Raw genomic sequence first — 12010 nt, 5'->3', positions numbered from 1 at the left:
AAGCTATATCCAAAACGAGAAAGTTTGAAGTCATTCATGAGATGTTCGAAAAAGGTTATACGGTTACTTTTGAAAGGGAATTTCAAATAACTTAAATTCAAATTTTGATGAAATTGTCTTAAGATGTTTTTCTTAATAAGGATAAGAAGTAGTTGAATATATAAAATAAAAAGTCGATTTCCTGTAAAGGAAATCGACTTTTTATTTAGTGTAATCTATTTAATGTGTAAAATGTCTGGAATTTTATTTTAGTTCTCTCATACAGAGTGGAATTGTTTGATAACTGTAGCTATTTTTGTTGAACTAAGAAAGATGTATATGTTACAATGAAAAAATGACAACAGGGTAATATTGGGTTTATTTCAATAATTACCCAATATTATTTTATCAAAAAACAACTGTGTTTGTCAAACTTTTGGTCAAATTATTTTTGTCGATAAGGAGTGACAATATGGAACAGTATGAACAAGAGCAGAAGAGAGAACAGCAACGAATAAAGGAAGTAATAAAGAGAATTAAAGAGGATAAAGATGTTCTTCAGCAATATGTAAGTAGTGGAAAAAAAGAGGTAGTTAGTATTCGGAAAAGCTTTTGGAGTGATGTAACAGTTAACTTTGATAATGCTGAAGAAGCCGTGGAAACTGCAGCAAGTATAAAGCAACAAGCAGAGTTGCTAGCTGAAAGAGAACGGAGTCATTATCATGCAGATAAGCAGCTTACGATGTTAAAACGACTAGAGCAATCTCCGTATTTTGGGAGAATTGATTTTATAGAAAAAAGTGAAAGTAGTACAGATCAGATTTATCTTGGCATTCATTCATTTTTTGACGAAAGTACAGAACAATTTCTTGTTTATGATTGGAGAGCACCAATATCCAGTCTGTATTATGATTATTCGTTAGGATCGGCTGTATATAAGGTGCAAAATGAAATCATTACAGGAGAAATAACTTTAAAGAGACAATTTATCATTCGTAACGGTCAAATGGAAAGTATGTTTGATACAGGAGTAACAATTGGTGATGCATTATTACAAGAAGTGTTAGGGAAGAATGCGAATACACAAATGAAAAGTATCGTTGCTACGATTCAGAAAGAACAAAATCTAATTATTCGTAATGAAACGAGCCGTTTACTTATTGTGCAAGGAGCAGCAGGAAGCGGAAAAACATCAGCTGCATTGCAGCGTGTGGCTTATTTATTATATCGATATCGAGATACATTACATGCGGATCAAATTATTCTTTTTTCTCCTAATTCAATGTTTAATAGCTATATTTCGACTGTTCTTCCTGAATTAGGAGAAGAAAATATGAAACAGACAACATTTCAAGAGTATGTAGAGGAGCATATAGATAAGATTTTTGATGTAGAAGATCCATTCACACAAATGGAATATGTGCTTTCAGGGATAGAAGAACCAGAATACTCAGTACGTATGCAAGGAATTCGATATAAAGCAAGTGCCTCTTTCGTGAAAGTTGTAGATAACTATGTGACGTATTTGAGCCGAGATGGAATGATTTTTAAAGATGTGAAATTTCGCGGAAATTTATTAATTTCGAAGGAAGAAATAAAAGAGAAATTTTATTCTTTTCCTGTTTCTATGAGAATTCCTAATCGAATAAAATTAATTTCTGAGTGGTTATTAAAAGAACTAAAGAAAAGAGAGCGACTAGAACGAAAAGAACTTTGGGTTGAAGAAGAAATACAGCTATTAGATAAAGAAATGTATGCTAAAGTTCATAAGAAACTTCAACAAGAGAAACAGTATGGTGATAATACATTCGATGATTTTGAACGCGAACAACAAATGTTAGCTGCAATGATTGTGAACGAACGTTTTAAACCACTTCGTAAACGTGTGAAGAGACTTCAATTCATTAATACGCCCGCAATTTATTTACGGTTGTTTACAGATTCGTTATTTGCAAAGCAATTTACAGATAATAATAGTTTACCTCTAAATTGGAAAGAGATATGCGAAAAAACGGTAGAACGCATACAGCGCTTTTATATGGCATATGAGGATGCGACACCTTATTTATATATAAAAGATCAGCTGGAGGATTTGCAAAGAAATACATCTGTAGAGCATATCTTTATTGATGAAGCTCAAGATTATTCTGTTTTTCAATTTACCTTTTTGAAGCGATTATTCCCGCATAGTAAAATGACGATACTTGGTGATTTTAATCAAACAATACATGCACATGCTGCTGAAAATGAATTTTCTCACTTATATGATTTGTATGGAGAAGAAAAAAGTGAGCGCATTGAGCTTACACGTAGTTATCGTTCGACGAAACAAATTATTGAATTCACACGGCAACTTATTTCAGGGGGAGATTCTATTGAACCTTTCCAACGTGAGGGAAGCAAACCAGTTATAACAAAAATAGAAAAAGAAGAGGAACTGCATAAGAAAATTGTAAGTCGAATTAAAAATTTGAAGGAAAATGGTCACAAAACGATAGCAATTATTTGCAAAACTGCTCAAGAAAGTAAAGATGCATATGACATATTGCAGCAATATGTACAAATTCATCTTATCGAAAAAGAAACAGCTTCGTTCGATTCAGGTGTACTTATCGTACCTTCTTATTTAGCGAAAGGTGTAGAGTTTGACGCTGTTATTATTTATAATGCTTCAAACCAACAATATAGAAAAGAAAGTGAACGTAAACTTTTCTATACAGCTTGTACACGTGCTATGCACGAATTAGAAATTTATTATATAAATGAAATCAGCCCATTTTTATCAACAGTCGAGGCACATACTTATACGCAGGATAAATAACCACACAAACAGAGATCATGATTTATAGCGTGATCTCTGTTTAGCATACATTTTTATATGGCAGCTGAAGGTTACACTGTTTTTCATTCAAGACAAATGGAGTGTTTTTTAGGATGAAATTTCCGCACATAAGACATAATAATATGTAAGAAATTCCGATTAGATTAAAAAATTGTGGTGTCAACTGCTGATATAGGATGATTAAAATGTGGAAAATGATTGTTTCCTATCTTCCGGAGTGGAAAGTTTTCGGGCAAGCTTTTATCGTATTTTTCATTCCGTATGTAATTTCAAAGATTTTTAGTTGGATTCATTCGTTAGAGGATGAGTGATGAACTGCATTATTAAGTGTATTCATTTTTGGTTCAACTAAAAAAAGAATACAGAATATTGATGACTTTACACTACAATTGTATTTTCTTAATGTTCAAAATGATGGAATCGACACCTTTAGAGAAATGATAAATCGGTTTTATTTCAGTAAAGCCAAAATGAAAAGGAGAAAAAAGTGTATTCATATATATTTCCGTCTCTACTTTTTGTAATGGCCAGGGAAGATGGTGTATTTCACTGCAATAAATATTGGATTTGTTATCGGTACTGTAGAAGCAATATCGCTCTGTGAGTCAATAGTCGAGAGTCTCTTTTTTAGCAAAATAAATTTCTGATAAGGGAACGTATTTTCCGTTAAAAGTTATAGGAGTATTTGTTTTTTCTTTACGAATACTTTGGCAATGAAAAGTTTGTCCCTCTTTTTGAAAAGAAATTTGTGCGGAGTAATAAGGCAAACGAAACCATTTCCTCGCTATTGTTTATGAAACCCAATCCTCTACATCAAGGGATATGAAATAAACACCAGGTTTACCATCGTATTGAACATATGTCCGTACATTGATTTTTGGAAATTTAGAAACTAGTGATACAGATGGTAATCTACGGTGATATATTCCATCCATAACGAATATAACCACGCCTATCCAAGCGTATCCATCAAAGGTGTCAATTTTTAAAGAAGAAGGAATATGTGGTTGTAGTATTTCAGCAGGAATAGGCCAATGAACAAACAATGCATTCTTCCAAGTTTGCCGCATATTCCATTTTTTTGAAGGTAATGGCCAAAGGCGGTGATTGATTTTATTCATTAAATCCATGAAATGATCTCCTTTATTTTTATATGTGTCTAGTTTAAGGTGAAAGAATGAAACAGGCCACTTTCGCTTTTATACCAATTTCAATATCTTCTTCTAATCTATTCTCCTGCAAAGATTTTAATACAAATCGCTACTCTAAATATTAGACATTTTTAAACGATTAACTCAATTAATTAAGTTAGCGAATCTATTAATCTCCAAAAAAGCACAAACATTTCTTCTATTTTAAACTTGATTTCACTATTGCAATAGCTTTTATCTGATAAAGAATCGGTTTTATACAATAACATAAATTTCTTTTTGAAGGAAATAATGTTAGTTATGAATTATTAAATTTACGTGATAGTGGAGAAATAAATATGTCGAATCTTTTATATTATTTAGCTTTTTCAATGATTACGATGCTATTTTTCCTTTGTTTATTCATGCTTGTTGGTTGGCGTTGGTTGATGAAATGCATAGTGAAACAAATGGGGAACATCATTTTAACCGACAGCTATCAAGAAAATCTTATCGAGATGATACCAGGCTTTCGGCATATGGGCATTCAAAATGTACTTGAAAATAGCTTGCGTGCAGAAACAGGCGATATTCTTCATCGTCCACTCGGCTCTTCAAAAAGCTGGCCGCATCTTGATCCGATTACATTTATTCCTGCACAGACAACACCGTTCCCAGTTGATGGGGAAGAAAAGGTAGATGTCAACGTAAAAATTGGACCAAAAGCAAAAAAGCCATTGGAAATTAAAATTCCGCTTATGATTAGCGGGATGGCCTATGGGATAGCCCTTAATGAAGGAGTGAGGGTTGCTTTGGCGGAAGCCGCTAAAAACACAGGAACAGCAATTAATTCTGGTGAAGGTGGAATCTTACCTGAAGAATTAGATCAAGTGGGAATGTATATTTTACAATTTTCAAAAACATCATGGTCAAAGGAAAAAGACGTTATTCAGCGTGCTAACATGATTGAAATTAAGTTTGGACAAGGCGCGTTAATGGGGATGGGAGAGAAAATTTCACCTAATAATTTAACTGGCCGCGCTCGTGAAGTGATGGGACTTGAAGAAAATGAAGATGCAGTGATTTTTGAACATTTTTTTGAAAATCAAACTCTAGAGGATATTAAAGGACTTATTGAGGAACTTAGGGACATGTCGGGCGGTGTTCCAATTGGCGTGAAAATTGGCGCAGCTGGAAAAATTGAAGAAGATATTGATCGTTTAATTGACATAGGTGTTGATTTTATTACAATTGACGGCGGACAAGCAGCCACATTTGGCGCACCACCCATTTTATCTGATGACTTTGGAATACCAACATTGCATGCGGTTGTCCGAGCTGCAAATCATTTAGAAAAAAGAAATATGAAAGGACAAGTTAGTTTAATTGCATCAGGAGGACTTTTTACACCTGGCCACTTTTTAAAAGTGCTTGCACTTGGTGCCGATGCGGTTTATTTGGGGTCTGTCATGTTATTTACGGTCGCGCATAGTCAAGTATTGCAATCACTTCCATTTGAACCGCCTACACAAGTTGTTTGGAATAAAGGGAAATTCAGGGATCAATTTAAGATTGAAGAAGGGGTAAAAACAGCGGAGAAATTCTTAATATCAAGTACAGAAGAAATGAAAATGGGATTAAGAGCGATGGGGAAACGCTCTTTAAAAGAGTTGTCAAAAAAAGATTTAGTATCCTATGATTACTTGACTGCGCAAATGATTGGAATTCCGTTTTCATTTAAGTCTTGGGAAGAAAAACAAAAAGAGAAATAGGCGAATGTTTATGTGAGAAGCTTATAGTTAATTTATGAAAAGCAGGGGAAGAATCACATATACCATGAAATATTGGAAATAATAAAGTGAAATTGGGTAATCTTCATCTCCCACCTATTTTCTTCGCTTTTCTCTGAATCTTAAGGTGTGGGAATAGCGGGATAAACTGAAAAATAGTGATTCTTTATGAATGAATATCCTCCCAACACGGAAAACATTCGCCATAATGTTTCTTTTTTCGTTTGGGAGAAATGTTGGATTGTTGTGATGCTAAACAAGATGCTTTGATTCCTGCTGACATTAGTACCGTACTAGATTGCAGTTTAATTAGAATGTACACTAAGCTTTTTAAGAGAAAGAGTGATGAGAATGAGTGAGCAGAAATCAAAGATCAAACAAATGAAGAAAACAACCAATACATATGAAGATAAGCAGGAAGTTAGGTCTTTTCAGGACTCAACAGAATATTTTACAGGCGATTTCACCTTGGATTTAGAACTTGTAAAGAAAGAAATAAGTTATAACTCAGATGTACACTTTCGGGAGTTTAACATCGGGCGTACAGGTATTCAGGCGGCAATCTTTTTTGTGGAAGGATTGTCAGATAAGGAACTCATCAACACACATATTCTGAAATCATTGATGCTCGATTTTAATGCAGAATACAAACGTGATTCATCTTATATGAAAGGTACAGTTTCAAAAGAGTTTATTAAAGATCAAATTCTTTCTATTAGTGAAGTAATAGAAGTCCATAAAATAAAAGATTTGATGTCAAAAGTGTTGACAGGTTCAACGGCACTTTTGATTGATGGATCGTCAGATGTGTTAATTCTTGATACAACGAAAGGGAGAACGCGGAATGTTGAAGAACCGATATCAGAAGTATCGGTCAGAGGTCCACGGGTAGGTTTCACAGAAGTTTTAAGCGATAATACTGCTCTTTTACGACGCCATGGTGAAAATGAAGGCTTATCGTTAATAAAATTTCAAGTAGGAAAGCGGGCAAAAAAAGAACTAGTTGTCGCTTATATGAAAGAAATTGCTAACGCAGAATTAGTAGAAGAAGTCAAGAAAAAAATTCAGAAAATTGATATTGATAATGTACTGGAATCAGGCTACGTAGAGCAGCTCATCGAAGATAATTATTTTAGTCCTTTTGCGCAAGCGCAGAGTACGGAGCGCCCTGATCGCGTCATCGCTGCGCTAATGGAAGGTCGGGTTGCAATTTTATTGGACGGGACACCTTTTGTTTTGATCGTACCAGTTACATTTAGTATGATGATGCAATCGCCCGAAGATTATTATGAACGTTGGATTCCCGGCACGCTCATCCGTCTATTACGTTTTGGAGCAGCTATCATTTCTCTTTTTACACCGGCCTTGTATATTTCCTTTATCTCGTTTCATCCTGGATTGATTCCGACCAAGCTAGCCGTATCTATCATAGGAGGACGAGAAGGTGTTCCGTTTCCTGCAATTATAGAAGCACTGCTTATGGAAGTGGCTATCGAAATTTTACGGGAAGCCGGACTGCGTTTGCCAAAACCAATTGGTTCGGCAATGGGGATTGTTGGCGGATTAATCATTGGACAGGCTGCGGTAGAAGCAGGGATTGTTAGTCCGATTATGGTCATAGTAGTAGCAGTAACTGCCATTTCTTCCTTTGCGCTCTCACATTATAGTACAGCGATTCCACTGCGCATTCTTCGCTTTGTAGCCATGTTTTGCGCTGCCATGTTTGGATTGTACGGGGTCATTTTGTTTTTTCTTTTCCTAAGTAGTCATATGGTGAAACTTAAGAGTTTTGGCGTACCCTATGTCAGTCCGGCTGTTCCTTATCGATTAAGTGATTGGAAAGACTTTATGGTTCGCATGCCATTTCAAATGATGAAACGTCGTCCGAAGATGCTAAATCCAAAAGATCCAATACGAAAAGGATAGCTTACTTTGAAAAGGAAGTGACCAGTGATGATTATTAAACCTAAAGATCGAATTAAGACGTCGCAAGCAGCTGTTATTCTTATTAATTATGTACTTGCAGCAGGTATTCTCACCTTGCCTAGAGCAGCTGGGGAGAAAGTAAAGACACCAGATGTTTGGATAACTGTTATTTTAAGCGGGCTAATTGCGATGGTTGCAGGATTGATTATGGTCAAATTAAGCCAGCAATTTCCTGAAAAAACATTTTATCAATACAGCCAAGACATTGTAGGAAAATGGATAGGCGGTGTAATCAGTCTACTTATAATAGGTTACTTTTTTACCCTTTCCTCATTTGAAGTTAGAGTACTGGAAGAAGTAACGAGTTTTTTTTTACTGGAAGGAACCCCTGGCTGGGCTATTATCATGACATTTATGTGGACGAGTCTTTATTTGATGTTAGGCGGCATAAACCCAATGGCTCGTCTGTTTGAAATTATATTTCCAATTACGGTCTTCCTTTTTTTGCTGACTGCCTTCATGAGTATTGGAATATTTGAGATAGATAATCTTCGTCCAGTACTAGGATTAGGAATTATGCCAGTACTAAAAGGGTTAAAAACAACAACGCTTGCATTTTCAGGATTTGAAATTATGTTGCTCCTTTTGGCGTTCATGCAAGAGCCAAACAAGGCCGGAAAGGTTGTTTTAGTTGGAGCTCTCATTCCTTCTATTTTTTATGTGATTACAGTTGTGATGGTTATCGGAGCATTTTCTGTGGATGGAGTGATAACGAGAACATGGCCAACGATTGATCTCATGCGAAGTTTTGAAATCCCAGGCTTAATATTTGAACGTTTTGAATCTTTATTACTTGTAATATGGATTATGCAAATTTTTTCAACCTATGCAATCTGTTATTACGCTGCTGCTTTGGGGTTGGCACAACTCTTTAAAAAGGACATTCATTCGTTTCTGTATGGGTTACTTCCAATTGTTTATATTATTTCTATAATTCCCAAAAACACCAATGATCTATTTAAATTTGGGGATATGATTGGTAATGCTGCTTTGCTATTATTCGGTGCATTGCCACTGCCTCTTCTCATAATCTTCAAATGGAGGAAGAGAAAGAATGAAACAAATTCTTAATCATACACGGTTTCTCTTGATGTTACTGTGGGTTCTTTTACTTCTATCTCTCACAGGATGCTGGAGCAGTCACGAAATTGAAGAGCTGGGTTTTGAGGTAGGTCTGGCATTTGATAAGGGAAAGGAGTCAACTATTGAGAAAAAACTACAAAAACAAGGCGGGGGGTATCCAAAGAAGAATATTATAACATCGACCTATCAATTTGTTGAACCCCAATTATCCAGTGGTGGAGGGAAAGGTGGAGGAATGCAACAAAAATCTTACAAGAATGTTTCTGAAACCGGCGATTCTCTCCACCAAATGATTCGTGAAGTTGCATTAAGAAGGGATCGTCCTGTAATTTTTCACCACACGAAAGTGATGGTTATTAGTGCAGATCTCGCACGCACATATAGTTTGAAAAAGGTACTTGATGTTTATCTTCGTGATAACGAGATTCGACCAAGTTGCCTCATGTTAATTAGCAAGGGGCGAGCTAGCAAGACGCTAGAAACAGATGAACCAGGAGAAATTCCGGCGTTTCGGTTATTTGGGATTGTAGATAATCAATATAGAACATCAAGGATTTTACCTCCTGTTCCGCTTGCTAAGTTACCAGGAAAAATGCAATCAGAATCTAGTTTTCTTTTGCAAAATGTGATTTCGTCAAATGGGGAAGTAAAATTTTCGGGAGCTGCGGTAATCAAAGGAAAGACAAAAAAACTGCGCGGCTTTTTGAGTGAAAAGGAATTGGAAGGTTTAACATGGATATCTGGGAAGGGGAAAGGTGGTTTAGTGAAAGGTGTTGATAAAAAAACAAGACAGCTGATTATGTATGAGGTCGTATCTATGAAAAGCACGATTACTCCTCACGTTAAAGGAAATAAAATCTCTTTTGATGTAAAAATGGAATCAGAGGGACGGATATCTGAAAACTGGGTTGCTTCAGGTACACCTTTTAAAAATCAGTTTCTAAAAAGGGCAGAAAAAGCGGCTACGCAAGAAGTAGATCGATTAGTGAAACATACACTGGAGAAAATTCAAAAAGAATATCAAGTCGACGTTGCTGGCTTCGGAAACAGATTAAGAATTAAGTATCCTAAAACATGGGAAAAAGTTAAAAAAGATTGGGATAAAACATTTAGTGAGGTTCCAATCAAATACAGCGTAAAATTAACTATTAAGGATTATGGCGCGAAAGGGTCTTAAGAGTGAGATTCCTTCCTCAATAGTTTTTTATCTATTCATGTTAAGAGAAGCAAAGTTTTGTAAAAAAAATCAATTAAAATCAATAATAGTAGACATTAGGATTAATACCCTTTTTTGGAGACTCTATCTCTTTTAAAGAACAGAAAAGAACAGTGAATTTAAACATCACTGTTCTAACTTTTATAAATTGAGATTTTGGTCCTATTGTTATACAGACTCCATATACACTAACAATTTATCTACGTTGACAATTGTTTTTCCATTTATAGCGGCATGACCTTTTCCAAGAACGAATCCACGTTTATTTCGAATAACTTCATAATACAGATCTAATCGATCGCCAGGCTGAGCGGATCCTAAAAATTCTACTCCCTCTAGTGATGAGAGAAATCCTAACCTAACAGTATTTTCAAGACTGACAAATGCTCCGAGTTGTGCAATTGCTTCAATAATCAACATGTGTGGCATTGTCGTTTGTGATTCTGTTATAAACCATTCATTGCAACTTACATTTTTATAACCTTTTACGCATCTGCCAGATTCCATTTCAACGATATGGTCAACCATTAAAAAAGGATATCGGTGCGGCAATACACTTTGAATGCTAATTTTGCTCATGAGTTACCTCCTGGTTGTATATTATAAGTGCAATTTCTAAGTCTAGATAAAAATGGGAACTGTAGTAGCTATTTATTCCTTTTATAAAAATAACCCCCTGCTTTAAAAAAAGAGCAGAGGGAAGGTAATTAATTTTTTACTAAATTTGCTGCACTCTCATTAGAAAAAATACCACTATTTTTAATGTTGTTAACTACTTGTTTTAGCTTCTCTTCATTTTGAACAAGGGCAATGCGAACAAATCCTTCTCCATGCGGGCCAAATGCATGACCAGGTGTGACAACGACATTAGCACGATCAATCAATGCGTATGCAAATTCTAAAGAAGTCCAACCTTTTGGAACTTCTGCCCATATGAACATACTTCCAGCTGGTTTTTCAACATGCCAGCCAGCTTCAACTAGTCCATCAATAAATGTATCTCTTCGTTTTTGATATATTGCCCGGTTTGCAGCGCAATATGAAGCACCTTCTCGCAAAGCAACAGTTGCAGCTTTTTGAATAGGAAGGAAGACGCCGTAATCTAGATTTGATTTAAATTGTTTAAGCGTTTCTACAATCTCTTTATTTCCAATCATATAGCCAATACGACTACCTGCCAAGCTATAACTTTTAGATAGGGAGTTGATTTCGACACCAACATCTTTTGAACCTGGAACGGATAGGAAGCTAATAGGCTTTTGTCCATCATAATAAAATTCAGAGTAAGCAAAGTCATGAACAACGATAATATTATATTTTTTTGCAAAAGCAATAACATCAGTGAAAAATGATTCCGTTGCCATTGCTGGTACAGGATTACCTGGAAAGTTTAATATCATCATTTTTGCTTTTTTAGCAATTTCTTTCGGAATCGTATGTAAATCAGGAAGAAAATCATTTTCCTTTTTTAACGGCATAAAATACGGAGTTGCACCTGCCATTGCAAGTCCTGTTGCATATGCTGTATAACCTGGGTCCGGAACAAGGATAATATCATCTGGATCAGCAAAAGCCATTGGTAAATGAACAAGTCCGTCTTGTGATCCCATTAATAATAATACTTCGTTATCAGCATTTAAAGTAACATGGTGATGAATCTCATAATATTCTGTCACAGCATTATGAAATTCTTTTGTACCTGTCAATGTATATCCATAATTATTTTTTTCATTTGTTGCACTTACTAGTGCTTCCCTTACAATATCAGCCGGAGGCATATCTGGATTTCCGATACTTAAATCAATAATTTCATGACCTTCTGCAATTTTCTCTTTTTTATAGGCTGCTAATTCGCTAAAAATTGAGGATTGGAATGCTTTCATTCTTGTTGCTAGCGTGTAATTCATGAATAACCCCTCCTAAAATGCTATTGTTGTCATTGGATTTTTGTTTTAGTATTCATATTCTTATACTTTTCTGAAAA

At 35.4% G+C, this 12010-nt stretch carries 9 protein-coding genes and 1 pseudogene; 6 read left to right on the top strand and 4 right to left on the bottom strand.

The window, feature by feature from the left end:
- Nucleotides 1-451: 451 nt before the first annotated feature.
- Nucleotides 452-2800 carry an RNA polymerase recycling motor HelD gene (helD, locus tag ACFQZ1_RS24660; protein WP_377884799.1) on the top strand — a complete coding sequence of 783 codons (2349 nt, stop codon included), beginning with the start codon at nt 452-454 and terminating at the stop codon, nt 2798-2800.
- 206 nt (nt 2801-3006) lie between these two features.
- Entirely contained in the window at nt 3007-3132 is a 126-nt protein-coding gene (locus ACFQZ1_RS24655) for a hypothetical protein (RefSeq protein WP_377884798.1), read from the top strand.
- A gap of 72 nt (nt 3133-3204) precedes the next feature.
- Here the strand turns inward: ACFQZ1_RS24655 and ACFQZ1_RS24650 are convergent.
- Nucleotides 3205-3414 (bottom strand): annotated as a pseudogene (locus ACFQZ1_RS24650) (DUF2071 domain-containing protein); the annotation flags it as partial.
- A gap of 198 nt (nt 3415-3612) precedes the next feature.
- Complete coding sequence (locus ACFQZ1_RS24645; RefSeq protein ID WP_377884796.1) at nt 3613-3951, bottom strand: DUF2071 domain-containing protein; 339 nt, start codon at nt 3949-3951, stop codon at nt 3613-3615.
- Nucleotides 3952-4310: 359 nt separating this feature from the next.
- On the opposite strand from ACFQZ1_RS24645, the gene ACFQZ1_RS24640 reads away from it, so the two are divergent.
- The 4 genes from ACFQZ1_RS24640 to ACFQZ1_RS24625 all read left to right on the top strand — a co-directional run bounded on the left by ACFQZ1_RS24640 (nt 4311) and on the right by ACFQZ1_RS24625 (nt 9987).
- Nucleotides 4311-5723 carry an FMN-binding glutamate synthase family protein gene (locus tag ACFQZ1_RS24640; protein ID WP_377884795.1) on the top strand — a complete coding sequence of 471 codons (1413 nt, stop codon included), beginning with the start codon at nt 4311-4313 and terminating at the stop codon, nt 5721-5723.
- Between the two features lie 363 nt (nt 5724-6086).
- Nucleotides 6087-7667 carry a spore germination protein gene (locus ACFQZ1_RS24635; RefSeq protein ID WP_377884794.1) on the top strand — a complete coding sequence of 527 codons (1581 nt, stop codon included), beginning with the start codon at nt 6087-6089 and terminating at the stop codon, nt 7665-7667.
- Nucleotides 7668-7694: 27 nt separating this feature from the next.
- Complete coding sequence (locus ACFQZ1_RS24630) at nt 7695-8798, top strand: spore germination protein (protein ID WP_377884793.1); 1104 nt, start codon at nt 7695-7697, stop codon at nt 8796-8798.
- Nucleotides 8782-9987, top strand: a complete 1206-nt coding sequence (locus ACFQZ1_RS24625; protein ID WP_377884792.1) for a Ger(x)C family spore germination protein — start codon at nt 8782-8784, stop codon at nt 9985-9987. The genes ACFQZ1_RS24630 and ACFQZ1_RS24625 overlap by 17 nt, the downstream gene beginning before the upstream one ends.
- A gap of 207 nt (nt 9988-10194) precedes the next feature.
- Here the strand turns inward: ACFQZ1_RS24625 and ACFQZ1_RS24620 are convergent, their stop codons facing one another.
- The gene (locus ACFQZ1_RS24620) at nt 10195-10605 is read right to left on the bottom strand and encodes a 3-hydroxyacyl-ACP dehydratase FabZ family protein (protein WP_377884791.1); all 411 of its coding nucleotides are present in this window, start codon (nt 10603-10605) and stop codon (nt 10195-10197) included.
- 128 nt (nt 10606-10733) lie between these two features.
- Nucleotides 10734-11933 (bottom strand): LL-diaminopimelate aminotransferase, encoded by a 1200-nt coding sequence (locus ACFQZ1_RS24615; protein WP_377884790.1) that lies wholly within the window; start codon nt 11931-11933, stop codon nt 10734-10736.
- Between the last annotated feature and the right edge of the window lie 77 nt (nt 11934-12010).

Source organism: Bacillus sp. CGMCC 1.60114 (assembly GCF_042676365.1).
GTDB lineage: Bacteria > Bacillota > Bacilli > Bacillales > Bacillaceae_G > Bacillus_A > Bacillus_A rhizoplanae_A.
This window is presented reverse-complemented; position numbering and strand designations above follow the sequence as displayed.